The sequence below is a fragment of the Rodentibacter pneumotropicus DSM 21403 genome (assembly GCF_000379905.1).
GTDB classification, from domain to species: Bacteria; Pseudomonadota; Gammaproteobacteria; order Enterobacterales; family Pasteurellaceae; genus Rodentibacter; species Rodentibacter pneumotropicus.
The window spans coordinates 25,010-41,878 of record NZ_KB904043.1 but is presented as its reverse complement, the minus strand read 5'-3'; the positions used below and the strand labels follow the sequence as shown (position 1 = coordinate 41,878).

General features: G+C 42.8%; 17 protein-coding genes and 1 other annotated feature. Of the genes, 3 read left to right on the top strand and 14 right to left on the bottom strand.

Going from position 1 to position 16,869, the window contains the following annotated elements; translation table 11 throughout:
- Positions 1-7: 7 nt before the first annotated feature.
- The 13 genes from hisIE to hisG all read right to left on the bottom strand — a co-directional run bounded on the left by hisIE (position 8) and on the right by hisG (position 10,200).
- A complete protein-coding gene (gene hisIE / locus A3GE_RS0103425) occupies positions 8-625 on the bottom strand; it encodes a bifunctional phosphoribosyl-AMP cyclohydrolase/phosphoribosyl-ATP diphosphatase HisIE (RefSeq protein ID WP_018355880.1) in 618 nt (205 codons plus the stop codon).
- 2 nt (positions 626-627) lie between these two features.
- Entirely contained in the window at positions 628-918 is a 291-nt protein-coding gene (locus A3GE_RS0103420) for a hypothetical protein (protein WP_018355879.1), read from the bottom strand.
- A gap of 11 nt (positions 919-929) precedes the next feature.
- On the bottom strand, positions 930-1,703 hold the full coding sequence (hisF, locus tag A3GE_RS0103415; RefSeq protein WP_018355878.1) for an imidazole glycerol phosphate synthase subunit HisF: 774 nt from the start codon (positions 1,701-1,703) through the stop codon (positions 930-932).
- Positions 1,685-2,434: a 1-(5-phosphoribosyl)-5-[(5-phosphoribosylamino)methylideneamino]imidazole-4-carboxamide isomerase gene (gene hisA / locus A3GE_RS0103410; RefSeq protein ID WP_018355877.1), complete on the bottom strand. Its 750-nt coding sequence runs from the start codon at positions 2,432-2,434 to the stop codon at positions 1,685-1,687. The genes hisF and hisA overlap by 19 nt, the downstream gene beginning before the upstream one ends.
- Positions 2,435-2,503: 69 nt before the next feature.
- Positions 2,504-2,959 carry an IS200/IS605 family transposase gene (gene tnpA, locus A3GE_RS0103405; RefSeq protein WP_018355876.1) on the bottom strand — a complete coding sequence of 152 codons (456 nt, stop codon included), beginning with the start codon at positions 2,957-2,959 and terminating at the stop codon, positions 2,504-2,506.
- Positions 2,960-3,080: 121 nt separating this feature from the next.
- Complete coding sequence (hisH, locus tag A3GE_RS0103400) at positions 3,081-3,671, bottom strand: imidazole glycerol phosphate synthase subunit HisH (protein ID WP_018355875.1); 591 nt, start codon at positions 3,669-3,671, stop codon at positions 3,081-3,083.
- Positions 3,672-3,708: 37 nt separating this feature from the next.
- Positions 3,709-4,554 (bottom strand): DUF817 domain-containing protein, encoded by an 846-nt coding sequence (locus A3GE_RS0103395; protein ID WP_018355874.1) that lies wholly within the window; start codon positions 4,552-4,554, stop codon positions 3,709-3,711.
- A gap of 24 nt (positions 4,555-4,578) precedes the next feature.
- Positions 4,579-5,670, bottom strand: coding sequence for a bifunctional histidinol-phosphatase/imidazoleglycerol-phosphate dehydratase HisB (gene hisB / locus A3GE_RS0103390; RefSeq protein ID WP_179108155.1), 1,092 nt, complete (start codon positions 5,668-5,670; stop codon positions 4,579-4,581).
- Between the two features lie 184 nt (positions 5,671-5,854).
- On the bottom strand, positions 5,855-6,910 hold the full coding sequence (gene hisC / locus A3GE_RS0103385) for a histidinol-phosphate transaminase (protein ID WP_018355872.1): 1,056 nt from the start codon (positions 6,908-6,910) through the stop codon (positions 5,855-5,857).
- A gap of 15 nt (positions 6,911-6,925) precedes the next feature.
- Positions 6,926-7,321, bottom strand: a complete 396-nt coding sequence (locus A3GE_RS0103380) for a hypothetical protein (RefSeq protein WP_018355871.1) — start codon at positions 7,319-7,321, stop codon at positions 6,926-6,928.
- A 107-nt stretch (positions 7,322-7,428) separates the two neighbouring features.
- On the bottom strand, positions 7,429-8,007 hold the full coding sequence (locus A3GE_RS0103375; RefSeq protein ID WP_026215369.1) for a histidine phosphatase family protein: 579 nt from the start codon (positions 8,005-8,007) through the stop codon (positions 7,429-7,431).
- On the bottom strand, positions 7,994-9,289 hold the full coding sequence (gene hisD / locus A3GE_RS0103370) for a histidinol dehydrogenase (protein WP_018355869.1): 1,296 nt from the start codon (positions 9,287-9,289) through the stop codon (positions 7,994-7,996). The genes A3GE_RS0103375 and hisD overlap by 14 nt, the downstream gene beginning before the upstream one ends.
- 14 nt (positions 9,290-9,303) lie before the next feature.
- Entirely contained in the window at positions 9,304-10,200 is an 897-nt protein-coding gene (hisG, locus tag A3GE_RS0103365; RefSeq protein ID WP_018355868.1) for an ATP phosphoribosyltransferase, read from the bottom strand.
- A 26-nt stretch (positions 10,201-10,226) separates the two neighbouring features.
- Positions 10,227-10,349, bottom strand: a sequence feature (His leader region).
- Positions 10,350-10,786: 437 nt separating this feature from the next.
- On the opposite strand from hisG, the gene A3GE_RS0103350 reads away from it, so the two are divergent.
- The 3 genes from A3GE_RS0103350 (at position 10,787) to A3GE_RS0103340 (ending at position 14,961) form a co-directional block, all read left to right on the top strand.
- Positions 10,787-11,749 (top strand): TAXI family TRAP transporter solute-binding subunit, encoded by a 963-nt coding sequence (locus A3GE_RS0103350; RefSeq protein WP_018355865.1) that lies wholly within the window; start codon positions 10,787-10,789, stop codon positions 11,747-11,749.
- 76 nt (positions 11,750-11,825) lie between these two features.
- Positions 11,826-14,459, top strand: a complete 2,634-nt coding sequence (locus A3GE_RS0103345) for a TRAP transporter permease (RefSeq protein ID WP_018355864.1) — start codon at positions 11,826-11,828, stop codon at positions 14,457-14,459.
- A gap of 76 nt (positions 14,460-14,535) precedes the next feature.
- Positions 14,536-14,961, top strand: a complete 426-nt coding sequence (locus tag A3GE_RS0103340; protein ID WP_018355863.1) for a universal stress protein — start codon at positions 14,536-14,538, stop codon at positions 14,959-14,961.
- Positions 14,962-15,006: 45 nt separating this feature from the next.
- On the opposite strand, the gene ggt is transcribed toward A3GE_RS0103340, so the two are convergent.
- Positions 15,007-16,764 (bottom strand): gamma-glutamyltransferase, encoded by a 1,758-nt coding sequence (ggt, locus tag A3GE_RS0103335; protein WP_018355862.1) that lies wholly within the window; start codon positions 16,762-16,764, stop codon positions 15,007-15,009.
- Positions 16,765-16,869: the final 105 nt, after the last annotated feature.

Genomic DNA, 16,869 nt, shown 5'->3' with positions numbered 1-16,869 from the left:
GCGAAAATTATCCGGTATGACGCTGTTTTAATTTACTAATCACATCTTCCCAAGCTAAATTGGCATCTTGCAATAACACCGTAAGATGATAAGCCAGATCCGCCGCCTCGCAAATGGTTTCCTCACGATCTTTCACTGTTGCCGCGAGGGCCGTTTCCACGCCTTCCTCGCCGACTTTCTGTGCGATCCGTTTTGTGCCTTTCGCATAAAGCTCGGCGGTGTAGGAACTTTGCGGATCGCTCCCTTTACGACTGGCGATCAAACTCTCCAATTTACTGAAAAAAATCCAAGCGGGTTCGCTAGATGAGCTAAATTGGTGAAAACAGCTTTCTTGCCCTGTATGGCAGGTTTCCCCTATCGGATCGGCAAGGATTAACAGGCTGTCATTATCACAATCAAGGCTCATATCCACCACGTTAAGAAAATTGCCTGAGGTTTCTCCCTTTGTCCATAGCCGCTGTTTTGTACGGGAATAGAAGGTAACTCTTTTTTCGGCAAGTGTTTTTTCTAAGGCTTCAGGGTTCATATAACCGAGCATTAGCACTTCGCACGTTTTTGCATTTTGCACGATAACGGGGAGTAGGTTATCGACTTTTTGCCAATCTATTTTATTTGAATTATTCATTATCACTCTATTTCCTGTTGAGATTTTACCCATTTATTTGTTAATTCTATGGCTTTATCACGATCCATTCGATTTTCATCAAAGAGCCAGTATAAAGCTCCCCTTTCATTATAGTACCCACCTTCAAAACTTAGTGGACCATCATATCCTTTTTCTTTCATTACACTAATTACCGTCTCTGAATGATGTTGTAAATATGTAGATAATCCTGACGATTCGTCATTAAAATACCCGTCACTTTCCAAAAGTGAATATGCGTATTCATAGCATTCATCCAATGTTTTAAAAATCATTTATTTCTTCTTTACTTTCTAACTTCCACACTTTCTTTAGTTAAATAATCTTTCAATTCCCCAATCTGAATAATCTGTTTATGAAACACACTCGCCGCCAATGCGCCGTCCACGTTCGCTTCAATAAACGCATCACGGAAATGTACCATTTCGCCTGCTCCGCCTGAAGCAATCAAAGGGACATTGCAAACCGACCGCACTTTTTTAAGCTGTTCCAGATCGTAGCCCTTTCGCACACCGTCTTGGTTCATCATATTTAACACGATTTCCCCAGCGCCCCGTTGCTGTACTTCTTTGACCCAGTCAAGCAACTGCCATTGGGTTTGGCGGGTACGTTTTTCATCCCCTGTGTATTGATTGACCCAGTATTTGCCCGTTTCTTGCTCAAACCAGCTATCAATCCCCACCACAACCGCTTGCACCCCAAAACGATCCGCAAGACGCGAAATGAGATCAGGATCGGCGAGAGCAGGCGAGTTGATCGAGATCTTATCCGCGCCAAAAGCAAACAGTTTTTCCGCATCTTCTACCGTCTTGATACCACCTGCTACGCAAAACGGAATATCAATCACTTGGGCGACACGCGCCACCCAGCTTTTATCCACTGTGCGACCATCTGATGAAGCCGTAATGTCATAAAACACCAGTTCGTCCGCCCCTTCCTGTGCATAACGCTGTGCAAGTGGCACGATGTCGCCGATAATTTCGTGGTTGCGAAACTGCACGCCCTTCACCACTTGCCCATCTTTCACATCTAAACAAGGAATTATCCGTTTTGCCAACATTCGATCGCCTCCGCCACGTTGAATTTTCCTTCAAGTAACGCCCGCCCGACAATCACGCCTGCCACGCCTGTCTCTTTCAGGGCTGCAATATCCGCCAGACTGCCAATGCCGCCTGACGACTGAAATTGCACCTCAGGGAAAGCGGTGCAAATTTCGCGATAAAGTGCAACGTTTGACCCCGCCAACGTGCCATCACGGGCAATATCGGTGCATAAAACGTGCGCTAATCCCACTTCACAAAAGTCGTCAATCAAGGCGTCAAGGGATACCCCGCTTGCCTCTTGCCAACCGCTAATGGCCACCATTTTTTGACCGCTTGCATCAATATTGACATCTAATGCCAGTACAAATTTTTCCGCGCCGTATCGATTGAACCAGCCTTTGACTAATTCGGGTTGTTTCACCGCCGTTGAACCAATCACCACGCGATTTGCCCCAACAGCCAGTAAATCCGCCACATCTTGCTCTGAGCGAATACCACCACCGATTTGGATCGGGCATTGGACTTGCGCGATAATTTCACCAATCAGCTTAGTTTGGCGTGTAGCCGGGGCTTTCGCCCCTGTTAAATCCACCAAATGAAGTTGTTTTGCCCCTTGACGCACGTAATCCTGAAATTGTGCCACGGGATTATCGCTATACAAGGTTTTTTGGGCATAATCGCCCTGATATAACCGCACCACTTGACCATCAATTAAGTCAAGGGCAGGGATAATTTGTGAGGTTTGCATATACTCTCCTACTATACCTAGGGTAATAAATTACCCTAGGTTAAACATTATTCTGCTCTTTTAGGGCAGCTATATGTTGTCTTCAAAAAATGTAGAATCAAATTTGATTTCTTCATTCTGAAATAAAGTAATCATCTCATTTCTAAAATCAGTGGTTTGGTGATGCCCTTTTTGATTTTTTATATAATTGATGACCTTTTCTTTCTCTAATTCACCATAACTTAACGCACAATACCCCACAGACCATTCTGTAAAATCGGGAAATAAATCTTTATTTTTATCTAAAAATAAATGCGTTGCTTTCTTTAATTTACGAACAAATTCAGCAACAGAAATCGTTTGATGTAATTGCACAAATAAATGAAGATGATCAGGCATTCCGTTAATTCTATATAAAATAGACCGATGATTTTTTATAAATCCCCAAATATAGCGATATAAAACCTGTTCATTTTCTTCATTAATCGCATAAATTCCATATTTTGTCCGAAAAATAATATGGTAAAACAAACGTGTATAACTCATTTTTCCCCTTTAATCACTACCCCAACGGGATAGAATTATGCTTAACCTAGGGTAACTAGTTACCCTAGGAGGAAAAAGCGTTCAACCACGACCTTCCAACTTTTCGAGTCAGATCACAAAACTAGATTTTTTCCACAAAATTCCGCAACAACATCGCCCCATTTTTACCCGAGCGTTCGGGGTGGAATTGCACACCGTAGAAGTTCTCTTTGGCAATGGCAGCGGAAAAATCCACACCATAATGGCAGGTGGCGATGGTGTTATCATTCGGGCTGACCGCATAGCTATGCACAAAATAGAAATGGCTATTTTGCTCAATGCCGTCAAACAGTGGGCAACCTTGCGCATAACGCACATTATTCCAGCCCATATGGGGCAAAGGCAAACTTGTATCAGGAATTAACGCCGTTTGGCTTGGCATTAGGTTCAGGGTGTCCACGTTACCTTCTTCGGAAAATGCCGTCATTAGTTGCATTCCCAAGCAAATGCCCAACACAGGTTGGGTGAGGTTTTGGATCACCTCAATTAGTCCACGCGCTTGTAAGTTTTTCATTGCCGCAACAGCCGTTCCCACCCCGGGCAGAATCAGCTTATCAGCAGATTTAATTTTATTGAGATCGCTTGTGATCTCAGCCGCATAGCCCAATCGGTCAAAAGCGAATTTGACGGAGGAAAGATTGGCGCAGGCGGTGTCGATGATGACTAATTTCATTATATTATTCCTTGCTATCTTAATACTTTTATAGGGATCAATCCCTAGAAACCCGAATAGTTTGTTTAATATGTTTCAAATTTGCCACAATGGTAAACGTCATTACAATCAATAATGACCAAGCCCCCCATTTACCTAAATGTACGGTTGTCCACGCGCCCATTTGGTTAGGATATTGCCAAATACCGATAAATGTGCCGATATTTTCTGCCAACCAAATAAAAAAACCGATTAACGCAAAGGCAAGCAATAGTGGCATACGGCGTTTGCGGTCGTAAGGGGTAAAATAAACATAAGTACGTGCATATAACCCCATTGAAAAAGCGGCTAAATACCATCGATAATCACCAATATAATGGTGCGTAAAAAAATTAAGGTAAATCAGTACAGCCACCAAAGCAGAAAGCCAATAAGGTGGATGGCTTTTGATTTTCACATCAAGTAGCCGCCACGCTTGGATAATGTAGCTCCCCACAGCAGCATACATAAACCCTGTGAATAATGGCACGCCACCAATTTTGGTGTAGGCAAAATCAGGATAAGCCCAAGACTGAATACTGCTGGATGTTTTAAAGTATTCCAAGGCAAATCCAACTAGGTGAAATAGTGTGATTGATTTTATTTCATCTAAAGTTTCCAATTTTGCCCAAAACATTACCGCTTGTACTACGATGGCAAAAATGAGTAAGGCATCGTAGCGGGGAACACCCCATAACCCTGTTTTCGGTATGGCAAACATCACAATAAAAAATAGCCCAGCAAAAAGACAAGCTCTTGCCTCTTTTAACCCGAAAAACCAAAATTCCACCACAAAACGTTTTATCCCTAGAAGTTTGGGATTAAGTAGGTGATGAACAAGCCAATAATCTAATTTATTTAGCATTTTATAATATTTCCAGAACGACCATTAAAGAACTCCCTTACTACTCGGCAACTCCTCCCCCTCAATCCTTATCGCCTGTCTTAAGGTTCTCCCAAACACTTTAAACAAACTTTCGATTTTGTGGTGGTCGTTGTCGCCTTTCGCTTTGATGTGTAGGGTGGCAAGCATTGTGAAAGCGATGGATTGAAAAAAATGCTCGGTCAATTCGGTGCTGAAATCGCCGACTTTATCCCGTTTAAATTCTGCTTTAAATTTAATAAACGGGCGACCCGATAAATCCAACGCACATTGGGCTTTGCATTCGTCCATTGGCAGCACAAAACCAAAGCGGGCAATGCCCCGTTTATCGCCGATAGCTTGTTTTAACGCTGTGCCGAGTGCAAGGGCAGTATCTTCCACCGTGTGATGTTCGTCAATCCATAGATCGCCTTTGCAGGAAATGTTCATACGGAAACCGCCGTGGGTGGCGATTTGGTCAAGCATATGGTCAAAAAAGCCCACGCCGGTGCTGATTTCGTTCACGCCCGTTTCGTCCAACCAGACCTGTACTTTGATGTCCGTTTCTTTGGTTTTGCGTTCAACGCTTGCATAGCGCGGCGGGCGTTCGCCGATATGGGTTACCGCTTCGCCTAACAATTTTTCCGTCATCCGATCCCAGTTCAGTTTTTCGGGGTGGTATTGCAACGCTCGAATCCCCAGATTTTCGGCTAATTGGACATCGGTGGCACGGTCGCCAATCACAAAAGAGCGGTCAGGATCGAATAAGTTTCTGTCGATATATTTTTGTAACAGTTTGGTTTTCGGCTTGCGGCACGCACACTGATCTTCGGGCTTGTGCGGACAAATTAGCACGTCATCAAATTCAATCCCTTGCGAGCGAAACAACGCCATCATCGCATTGTGCGGCTTGTCAAAATCCGCTTGTGGAAAAGATGCCGTCCCCAAGCCGTCTTGATTACTCACCATCACTAAGCGGTAGTGTTTTTGCAATTTCAACAGGGCGGGGATCACGTTTGGCTCAAATTTGAGTTTTTCCAAACTATCGATTTGAAAATCGGTTTTTGGCTCATCAATCAATGTGCCATCACGGTCAATAAAAAGGGTAGGTTGCATCATTTTTTCCTTATATGTTTTGCTGTGGTTATCAATCCTCTCGCCCTTGCGGGAGAGGACAGACAGAAATTTCGTCAGAGAGGGGGGAAGTGCGGTCATTTTTTGCAGCGATTTTGCCCTTCCCCTCTCCCACCGAAATTCGATGGATTTCTCCTCCCTCTCCCGCAAGCGGGCGAGGGGATCGGTATCATTTTATTGCTTCAATCGCCTCCAACACCCTATCATTCTCCTCTTTCGTTCCCACCGTAATCCTCACACAATCTTTTAAATTCAATGCCTTATTCTGATCTCTTAGAATAATCCCCTGTGCCCAGAGCGATTGAAACACCTTTTGTCCGTCTTTGAATTTCACCAAAAGGTAGTTGGCTTCGCTAGGGTAAACCTGCTCTACAAGCGGTAGGTTTTCAAGGTGTTTTTGCAAGTCGGCACGATTGGCGAGAAGTTCGGCAATGCGGCGTTGCATTTGGGTTAGCCCTTGTGGTTGTAAGGCTTGGGCGGCAATATCTGACACCGGCACAGGCAAGGGATAGGGGGCGATCACTTTTTGTAAGACGTGGATCACTTCCGCATTAGCAAGGGTAAAACCACAACGTAGCCCCGCTAGCGCAAAGGCTTTGGAAAGGGTGCGGATAATCGCCAAATGCGGATAATTTGCCAGCGCCGTTGCCATTGTTGCCTCAGGGCAAAATTCGATATAGGCTTCGTCCACCACGACAATCGCACGCCCTGTGGTCATTTGTAAAAGAGCGAGCAAATCTGAGCGCTTGATCAGGTTGCCCGTTGGGTTATTTGGGCTGCACACAAACACCACTTTCACGCCGTCAAGCTGACGCTCAATGTTCACCAAATTCAGTTGAAAATCTGCCGTCAACGGCACGGTTTTACAAGCAATGCCACAGGTTTCGGCACTCACCGCATACATGCCATAGGTGGGTGGGCAGTATAAAATGGCATCATCTGCTTCACAGAATGCACGGATAATCAGTTCAATGCTTTCATCACCGCCCCGACTCACCAACACATTGTCAGACGATACGCCTGCGTAGGCAGCATACCTTTCCACCACCGCCTGCGGTTGCGGTTCGGGATAGCGGTTAAAGGTGCGATCGATTAAATCAAAGTTTGGCGAAATCGGGTATTCATTCGCATTCAGCCAAATATCGCCCTTCCCCCCTAATCGCCGTGCAGATTGATACGGGGTGAGCGCTTGGATATTGCTTCGGGAAAGTTGTGAAATTGTCATATTGGCTTCCTGTTTTTATGTTTTAGGTAATAATCTCGGTATGATAAATAATGGAATGACAATCGCTAAACTGCCACCTGAAAACTTATTGATACTATTATAAAAAGGTATATTTACATTGATTAAGATACCTATATTGATAAACCATATTATTGAAAGAGCGGCAAATACTTTTGCTTCATCTTGCCGTGTATATTCTTTATAAACAATCCATAACATACTTAAAATGGTGGGTATTGTGGAAATAAAAAATATCTTATTCACCACCGCACCGATATTTTCAAACGGATTATCATATTCTTTTGCTAACCAATAAGAGAGCAATATCGCGAATATTATTAGTGTTTGAGTGTAAAAAAGACTTTTAACAAAAATCTGTAATTTAGGATAATGGTGTTTTAGTTTCGTCATTTTATTGTCTCTATTTTATGTTTACATCTTTAATGCTCAATTAAATAGGTGGAAGTAGAAGAAATAATATCGTGTCCAACACGGGTAATGTTTTAAACAATCATTATCTAATCCCCTTTACTCTCTAAAATCGTTACGCTAAAACACCCCTGTTTTTCAAAGAAAATACACGAAAAACCTTGTTTTAAGAGTGTGTTCTTTATTTCTCTAATCACAAAACCGTGTGCAACAATCGCACAACGTTGTTCTGCCAACAGTCGCCGCATAAAATCCTTTACCCTTGATTTTTCTTGAACCCGCGTTTTCTCCGCTCGGTTCAAGCCAACAAACCAAAGTAAACGAGAAATCACAAACCAATACTTTACGGATAACGCAATAAAAGGAATATTTGCGATATTTAAATTAAATTCTTTGAGTGCTTCACAAAATGTAATGTTAGCTGAGTTAAATAAAGCGTTTGCTGTTATTCTGGCTCGAGGTAAAGGCGAACTATAAATACATTCACACATTCTGATATCATTGAGAACCTCTTGTGAGTTGAATAATGTGATTTCAGATAAGCGAATGTTCTCCGTACGATCGTATTCTGCTAAATAATGTTGCGCCTGTTTAGCAGAGCATCTAATATCAGGTATCTCTGGCGTACAGTGTCGGATTAAAATAATGCGCTGTTTATCGTTCATCATTTGCCTTCAACTTCGTCAACCGTACTTCCACCGCTTGTCTGTGCGCCTCAAGCTGTTCGGCACTTGCCATTGCCATCACTGTTGGGGCAAGGGCTTGAAAACCTTGTGGGGTGAGTTCTTGTACCGTCATTCGCTTACTGAAATCCGCCAAACCTAAACTGGAATAAGTGCGGGTGTAGCCGTAGGTGGGCAGAACGTGGTTCGTGCCACTGGCGTAATCGCTCATACTTTCGGGTGAGAATGCGCCTAAGAAAATTGAGCCTGCGTTGTCTAGAAATGGCAATAATTCGCGAGCATTTTGCGTTTGTACCACCAAATGTTCGGGGGCATATTTGTTACTGATTTCAACCGCTTGTTTAATGCTCTCGGCAATCAAAATTCGGCTGTGGGCGAGGGCTTGGCTCGCTGTCTCTTTTCGTGGCAAGGATTCAAGCTGCTTTTCAAGGGAAAGTGCGGTCGCTTTTGCCAGTCTTTCACTGTTGGTGACCAACATCACTTGGCTGTCCGCCCCGTGTTCCGCTTGGGAAAGTAAGTCGCTGGCGACAAAATTGGGGTCGGCAAATTCATCGGCGATCACCAACACTTCAGACGGGCCGGCGGGCATATCAATCGCTGTACCACTTTGCATCACTTGGCGTTTCGCTTCTGTCACAAAGGCATTGCCCGGTCCAAAAATTTTATCTACTTTCGCCACGGTTTCTGTGCCGAACGCCATCGCCGCAATGGCTTGAGCGCCCCCGACTGCATAGACGGTGTCAATTCCACACAATTCGGCAGCATAGAGAATTTCATCGGCAATCGGCGGTGGTGAACATAAGACAATCTTTTTACAACCAGCGATTTTAGCTGGCACGGCAAGCATTAGTACGGTGGAAAAGAGCGGGGCTGAACCACCGGGGATATACAGCCCAACCCGTTCAATCGGACGGGTCAGCACTTGGCAACGTATCCCTGCTTGCGTTTCAATATCCACTGTTTGTGGCTGTTGGGCTTGGTGAAAAGTCGCAATATTTTGTTTAGCGGTTTGAATTGCCTGTTTTAACTCACTTGAAAGCCGTTCGCCTGCCTGCTGAATATCGGTCTGCGAGACGATTAGGCTCTCTAATTTAACCTTATCAAACTTTTCAGTTAGCTCAAATAACACTCGATCGCCCTGTAATTTGACAAGGTTTAGGATATTTTCAACCGCTTGTTTGATCTCCGCTGAAGCCGATATTGCGGGGCGGGTGAGAGCTTGTTGCTGTTCTGTTCTTGTTAAAGTGTTCCAAATGCGTGTCTGCATAATATATTCCTTCATTACTTCATCATTTTCTCGATAGGCAAGACCAGAATAGAGCTTGCTCCAATCGCTTTAAGTTGTTCCATTGTTTCCCAAAATAAATTTTCTTGGCTGACAACGTGCATTGCCACTTGGTTGGTGTCGTGGGCAAGGGGCAGAATAGTCGGGTTTTCTACACCGGGCAGTAGCGCAGTAATGTCTTTGAGTTTATGTTTGGGGGTGTGAAGCATAATATATTTTGATTCAGCCGCTTGTTGTACCCCTTGAATACGGGTGAGCAAGCGGTCAATTAACGCCTGTTTTTGACAATCTATCTCGCTGGTACGCTGCACCAAACAAGCGCTGGAACGATAAATCACTTCCACCTCGCGTAAACCGTTTGCCTCTAACGTCGCACCAGACGACACTAAATCGCAAATGGCATTCGCTAAACCGGCACTCGGGGCAACCTCGACCGAGCCGGTCAACAGACAATTTTTAAACGGGATATTGTGCTGTTGCATATAGCGTTTGAGCAGGTTTGGATAAGAGGTGGCAATGCGGGCGTTGGCTAAATCGCCGATATTCTGATAATCGGCATCTCGGGGCAAAGCAAGGGAGAGATGGCAGCCGCCAAAATCAAGGCGCTTCAGTAGCTTGTAGTCAGCATTTTCACCACTGGCAAGCCGTCCTAACGCTACTTCTTCCAGTACATTTTCGCCGATAATGCCGAGATCAACCACGCCATCGAAAATTAAGCCCGGAATATCATCGTCCCGCACTCTCAAAATCTCAATCGGCAGATTTTCCGAATAGGCGATAAGCCGCTGTGTATTCCAGTTGATTTTTACACCGCACTGCTTAAGTAGGATTTGGCAATCGGTGCTTAAGCGTCCGGATTTTTGCATAGCAATGCGAAGTCTGTTGGTTGTCATATTGTATTCCTATTTATTTTTGATAAAGAAAAACCCCTCGAAATGGCTTCCGAGGGGTTGAATTGGGTTTTGGGTTCATTCGTACTCGGAAGTTATCTTCCGACCACACCAAATGCCCGAAAGATTATTCAGGAAAATGATGGTGATGATGTACAGTACGAATAAAGGTCATAATTTACTCCAAAATTGAATGTTTTGGACTATACGCAAAAATGAACGGACGCGCAAGCCCTTTTTGATAAAATACGCAAACGATTGCATATAAAAAAGAATCACTAAATAACCGATTTGGGCGTAGATCATAGGTTTCATGTGGTGATTTCTATAAATAAGATGAAAACACCGGTAAGGTTATAAGGATATTTACCGGACTGTAACAGTATTACCAGTACGTTTTTTCTCTAATAGAGATGAACTTTTAGAGATAGATTGTATTTTTATGTTAAAAAAATGTGAAATAGCTCATATTTTTGAAAGAAAACGATTGCGCATATTGGCGCACAAGTATATGTTGTCAGGGTTATTGCATAAAAATAACACAACATCTTACTAAATTTTCTACAATCTACGATAAGAGGGCTTTACAATGAAAAAATATTCCACTCTTTCTCTTGCAGCAGTATTAACAATGGGCGCATTCTCTGCTCAAGCAGCAGAAAAATTTGTCACCATCGGTACCGGTGGACAAACCGGTGTTTATTATGTAGTGGGTCAATCAATTTGCCAATTAGTAAACCGCGATACGGCAAAAACCCAAATTAAGTGTAATGCCCCTTCTACCGGCGCATCTGTTGCTAATTTGAATGCGATTGCGGCAAATCAAATGGAAATGGGGATCGCCCAATCCGATTGGCAATATCACGCTTATAACGGCACAAGTTCATTTGCAGGTAAGAAAAATGATAAACTGCGCGCCGTTTTTTCCATTCACCCCGAACCTTTTACGCTAATGGCTCGCGACGATTCAGGGATTCAACAATTTGATGATTTAAAAGGCAAACGAGTTAATGTAGGCGATCCGGGTTCCGGTACCCGTGCGACAATGAATGTGATTTTAGCCGCAAAAGGTTGGACGGATAAAGAATTTAAAGTCGCATCAGAATTAAAACCGGCAGAAATGGCATCGGTAATGTGTGATAACAATTTAGATGCGATTACTTATAATGTAGGACACCCTAATGGCGCATTGAAAGAAGCAGCGGCTTCGTGTAATGCGCATTTAGTGCCGATTACCGGTACGGAAATTGACAAATTGGTTGCTGACAATCCGTATTATGCGAAAGCAACCATTCCGGGCGGTTTGTATAAAGGCACGGATAATCCGGTGGATACCTTCGGGGTATATGCAACCTTGGTTACTTCCTCTGATGTCGATGCGGATAGCGTTTATGCCATTGTTAAAGCCGTTTTCGACAATTTTGATCGCTTTAAACGTCTCCATCCGGCATTTGCTCATTTAAAACAGGAAGATATGATCAAAAATGCGCTATCCGCACCGTTGCATGAAGGCGCAGTACGTTATTACAAAGAAAAAGGTTGGTTAAAATAATCAAGCATATTAAATTTAGGCAGGAGTTATCCTGCCTTTCCTGTTTTAATCGGTAATATTTATTTTTGGAGGTTTTATGTCGGTAAAATCTGAAAAATCGGATTATGACGATCTGCAAGATATGGTTGCATCCAATGATGCGGGAGGGCGAAATCCAAAAGGCTTAACCAAAAATTTAATTATTGTTACGGCTATTTTGTGGTCAATTTTTCAGCTTTATTACACCTCGCCGTTTCCGTTTTGGCTGCAAGAAGTGATCCGCAGTTGGGGCTGGGAATGGAATGTGGTAGTTGATGATACCAAAGCGCGTTCCATTCACTTAGCTTTTGCCTTATTTCTGGCTTACTTGGCATTTCCGGCGTTTGCAGCCTCTCCAAAACACCGTGTTCCTTACCAAGATTGGTTGTTTGCCATTTTAGGGGCATTTTTAGGTGCATATTATATTTTCTTTTATGAGGGATTAGTTACCCGTTTCGGTGCACCCAATACATCAGATATTATTGCCGGCTGTTTAGGGATTATTTTGCTATTGGAGGCTTGTCGGCGTAGTTTGGGGTTGCCTTTGGTTATTATCGCATCCGTCTTTCTACTGTATAACTATTTTGGACAATTTTTACCGACAGATTGGATTATCAGCCACCGTTCAGGCTCACTTTCTCAAATAATCAATCAGCAATGGGTAACCACAGAGGGCGTATTCGGCGTGGCATTGGGCGTTTCCACGAAATATGTGTTTTTATTTGTCTTATTCGGTGCGTTATTGGATAAAGCGGGCGCGGGCAACTATTTTATCAAAACAGCCTTTGCCTATTTAGGGCATTTACGCGGCGGTCCGGCTAAAGCAGCCGTCGTGTCCTCAGGCTTGACCGGATTAATTTCCGGTTCATCCATTGCCAATGTAGTAACGACGGGAACATTTACCATTCCAATGATGAAACGGGTTGGGTTTTCCGCAGAAAAAGCGGGGGCAGTTGAAGTCGCCTCCTCCGTAAATGGGCAGATTATGCCGCCGGTTATGGGTGCTGCCGCCTTTTTGATGATTGAATATGTGAATATGCCATATAGCCAATTAATCACCCACGCGGCGTTACCGGCATTGATTTCATATATTGCATTGGTTTATATCGTTCATTTGGAAGCCTTAAAAATGAATTTAAAAGGCTTACCGAGAACTGATCCGCCAAATCCGATTTTGATCGTTTTATTAAAAATTTTGACCGCACTTTTGGTCGTCATAGGCTTAACCGGCGTGGTTCATTTCGGCTTAGGGTGGATTAAAACCATTGCGCCAAACTACGCTTTCCTTATTGTTTGCGTATTGCTTACAGCGGTTTATTTATTACTTATCCGCCGAGTAGCAAAATTTCCTGATTTGGAAGTCGATGATCCTAATGCGCCGATGGTCGCACTGCCGTCAGCCAAACCAACGGTGAATGCAGGACTGCATTTTCTGATTCCCGTCGTAGTATTAATTTGGTGTTTAATGGTGGAAATGTTATCACCGGGGCTTTCCGCATTCTGGGGAACAATGGCACTTGCGGTGATTTTACTCACACAAAAACCGTTACTACATTATTTCCGTAAGCAGCCTATTACCTCATCGCTTTTCGTTGAAGGTGTAAAAACCTTAATTGACGGATTAGAAACCGGGGCGAGAAATATGATTGGTATAGGCATTGCAACGGCAACCGCCGGAATTATCGTCGGTGTTGTTTCTTTAACCGGATTCGGCGTACAGCTATCCGGCATTATTGAAGTACTGTCGATGGGCAATATTTTATTAATGCTAATTCTCGTCTCCATATTCAGTTTGATTTTAGGAATGGGGTTACCGACAACGGCTAACTATATTGTTGTTTCCTCATTAATGGCATTGGTTATTGTCGAAGTCGGCAAACAAAACGGGTTGATAGTGCCACTCATTGCCGTCCATTTGTTCGTATTCTATTTCGGCATTATGGCAGATGTAACGCCCCCTGTCGGGCTAGCATCATTTGCTGCCGCCGCAGTTTCAGGCGGAAATCCGATAAAAACCGGAATGATTGCGTTCTTTTATAGCTTGCGTACGGCAATTCTTCCTTTCTTGTTCATTTTTAATACCGATTTATTGTTACTGGATGTCGGTTGGGTAAAGGGAACACTTGTCGCTGTGGTTTCTACGTTAGCGATACTGGCATTTACCGCGGCAACAATGAATCATTTCTTTGTTAAAAACAGATGGTGGGAAACAGCACTATTAATTTTGGGCGCATTTGTGATTTTCCGACCGGGATTTTTTATGGAGTATGTTTCACCGACTTCTCATCATATTGAGCCGTCATCTTTAGTAAAAGAGCTGGAAAAAACACCGGTAGGGCAAAATCTGCAGCTCAAGGTATCGGGAATGAATCCTTACGGTAAACAAATCGAATTTTACTCACAACTTTCCGTGCCACAGGGAGAAACAGGAGAACAACGTTTGCAAAATCTCGGTTTAACCCTGCTGCATACACAGGAAAAAATTGAGGTGGATGGAAAACAAATTGATAAAGTAGTAATTGATATGGTGGAAACGGATTCTCCGGCGGCAAAAGCAGGGTTAAATTGGGATCAAACCATTATTGATATTTCTTTACCGCTTGTTTCATTGGAAAAAGAATGGATGTTTATTCCGGGATTAATGATAATTTTCTTGGTAGGCTGGAATCAGCGGAGAAGAGAAAAATCTTAATAGAAAGTGCGGTCATTTTTGAATGTGTTTCAATTAATATTAAGAATGTCCGCCATACTGATGAAAAGGATAAATTATGTATAACAAATTACTGCTCGCCATTGATCTGAACAATCCAAAAGGTTCAGAAAAAGTAGTTGAAACTGCATTACGCTTGGTTGAACATAATCCCAATACACTATTTCGTGTGGTTACTATTGTCGAACCGGTGGATGATAGCTTTATTTCCGCTTTCCTGCCAAAAAATTTTGATAAATCCCTGATTGCAGAAGTGAACAAAGCACTGCACGATTTTACCGCCAAACATTTTCCCGAAAAGGCGAAGGTGCAACACATCGTCGCACACGGCACAATTTATGAGGAAATTAATCGAATTGCAGAAGAAAAATCGGTAGATTTAATCATTATGCTTGCCAGTAGCAAGCCTCATACTAAAGGGTTAAGTAATAATACCCGACGAGTGGCAAAATATGGGAACAAACCGATATTAATTTTGAAATAACAAAAATCCCTGCCTGAAATACTCAAGCAGGGATTTTTATATCCATTAGAATCCTAATGTTTTTCCATCAGGATTACGAGGGTCGGAATAACCATAAAAGCCACCGTCGCGCGCTTGAATAATTTGCACACGTCCCATTGGTGCTTTTAACTTGATTTTATGCCCTTTAGCTTTAAGTAATGCTAAAGTGTCAGGGCTAATACCTTCCTCAATTCGTAATTCATCCGGTAACCATTGATGATGAATTCTTGGTGCAACAATTGCTTCCGCAGGGTTCATATTATGGTCAATTGTATTAGAAATACTTTGTAGAACCGTCGTAATAATTCGAGCCCCACCCGGACTACCTGTCACTAGCCAAGGTTTATTATCTTTTAGAACTATAGTCGGCGTCATTGATGAAAGAGGACGTTTTTTCGCTTCAATTGCATTTGCATCACCACCGATTAGGCCGAATGCATTAGCTACTCCGGGTTTCGCCGAAAAATCATCCATTTCATTGTTTAGTAAAATACCTGTTCCTTCAGCAACAATACCACTACCAAAATTCAGATTCAGTGTATAAGTAACAGCAACTGCATTACCTGCACTATCCATAACCGAATAGTGCGTGGTTTGATCACTTTCATAGGGTTGAGGTTTACCGGGCTTAATTTCCGTTGCAGGACGGGCATAATTTTCCTTAATATTTTGAATCAAGGAGTTAGCATAATTTTTTGAAATTAAACCGGATACAGGAATCTTCACAAAATCCGGATCACCAAGATATTCGGAACGATCCGCGTAAGCCAATTTCATCGATTCGGCTAAATAATGAATAGTTTTTGCACTGTTTGCACCGAATTCATCAAGCGGATAATTTTCCAACATATTAAATAATTGCACTAAATGGATACCGCCCGAGCTTGGTGGAGGCATAGTTACAACCTTATAACCACGATAATTCCCCACTATCGGCCGGCGCTCAATCGCTTTATAGTTGCGCATATCTTCAAGGCTGATTAAGCCGTTATGTTGTTTCATTTCTTGTACGATTTTTTCCGCAATTTCTCCCTCATAAAAAGCCTTAGCGCCTTCTTTAGCAATGAGTTTTAAAGAATTAGCCAAATCTTTTTGGATTAACTGTTCACCGGCAGCTAAAGTGCGGTCGTTTTTAAAGAAGATTTTGCGGCTACTCTGCCATTTACCTAAAACTTCTTTCTCCGTATCAAGTAAGTTAGCAAGTGTTTGGCTAATAGGAAAACCTTCCTCAGCTAATTTGATTGCTGGCTCTAACACTTTATGCAAAGGCATTGTTCCCCATTTTTTTAAAGCCATCTCCATCCCAGCCACTGTACCCGGTACGCCGACAGCAAAATGTGTAAACAATGATTTACCGTCTTTAACTTGCCCGTTTGCATCTAAATACATATCACGAGAGGCTTTTAATGGTGCTGTTTCTCTAAAATCAAGGGCTAAATCCTCCCCTGTTTTCTCATTATGCAATACCATAAAACCTCCGCCGCCGATATTACCGGCATTTGGTAGCACAACGGCTAAAGCAAATCCAACGGCAACAGCAGCATCTACCGCATTACCACCCTGTTTCAGTATTTCAACACCGACTTGAGTCGCAATAGCCTGTTCGGAAGCTACCATTCCGTTTTTCGCATAAATAGGTTGGAAAATATCGGTACTGCTGTCATAGCGTGCGGAGGCGGTATTTGTGGTTAGCGCAGAGTTACTTGCCCAACTGACTTGAGAAAAGCTAATTACGGAAGTAAACAACCCGGCAAGTAATATTTTTTTGAACGGCATTTGCATATTTTTTCTCCTTATTGATGAATAATTCATCAATAAGACTATGCTTTTATTTACCAAAATACAATAAAAATTTTACTCAATATTAACAAGTATAAAAGAATAAAC

Excerpts from the sequence above, each read along its gene's own strand:
- A3GE_RS0103345 (WP_018355864.1), top strand. The coding sequence starts at position 11,826 with ATGTCGGTAAAATCTGAAAAATCGGATTATGACGATCTGCAAGATATG.
- hisF (WP_018355878.1), bottom strand. The coding sequence starts at position 1,703 with ATGTTGGCAAAACGGATAATTCCTTGTTTAGATGTGAAAGATGGGCAA.
- A3GE_RS0103420 (WP_018355879.1), bottom strand. The coding sequence starts at position 918 with ATGATTTTTAAAACATTGGATGAATGCTATGAATACGCATATTCACTT.
- hisG (WP_018355868.1), bottom strand. The coding sequence starts at position 10,200 with ATGACAACCAACAGACTTCGCATTGCTATGCAAAAATCCGGACGCTTA.
- A3GE_RS0103395 (WP_018355874.1), bottom strand. The coding sequence starts at position 4,554 with ATGCTAAATAAATTAGATTATTGGCTTGTTCATCACCTACTTAATCCC.
- A3GE_RS0103375 (WP_026215369.1), bottom strand. The coding sequence starts at position 8,007 with ATGATGAACGATAAACAGCGCATTATTTTAATCCGACACTGTACGCCA.
- hisB (WP_179108155.1), bottom strand. The coding sequence starts at position 5,670 with ATGATGCAACCTACCCTTTTTATTGACCGTGATGGCACATTGATTGAT.
- A3GE_RS0103350 (WP_018355865.1), top strand. The coding sequence starts at position 10,787 with ATGAAAAAATATTCCACTCTTTCTCTTGCAGCAGTATTAACAATGGGC.
- A3GE_RS0103340 (WP_018355863.1), top strand. The coding sequence starts at position 14,536 with ATGTATAACAAATTACTGCTCGCCATTGATCTGAACAATCCAAAAGGT.
- ggt (WP_018355862.1), bottom strand. The coding sequence starts at position 16,764 with ATGCAAATGCCGTTCAAAAAAATATTACTTGCCGGGTTGTTTACTTCC.
- A3GE_RS0103380 (WP_018355871.1), bottom strand. The coding sequence starts at position 7,321 with ATGACGAAACTAAAACACCATTATCCTAAATTACAGATTTTTGTTAAA.
- hisIE (WP_018355880.1), bottom strand. The coding sequence starts at position 625 with ATGAATAATTCAAATAAAATAGATTGGCAAAAAGTCGATAACCTACTC.
- hisD (WP_018355869.1), bottom strand. The coding sequence starts at position 9,289 with ATGCAGACACGCATTTGGAACACTTTAACAAGAACAGAACAGCAACAA.
- tnpA (WP_018355876.1), bottom strand. The coding sequence starts at position 2,959 with ATGAGTTATACACGTTTGTTTTACCATATTATTTTTCGGACAAAATAT.
- hisC (WP_018355872.1), bottom strand. The coding sequence starts at position 6,910 with ATGACAATTTCACAACTTTCCCGAAGCAATATCCAAGCGCTCACCCCG.
- hisA (WP_018355877.1), bottom strand. The coding sequence starts at position 2,434 with ATGCAAACCTCACAAATTATCCCTGCCCTTGACTTAATTGATGGTCAA.
- hisH (WP_018355875.1), bottom strand. The coding sequence starts at position 3,671 with ATGAAATTAGTCATCATCGACACCGCCTGCGCCAATCTTTCCTCCGTC.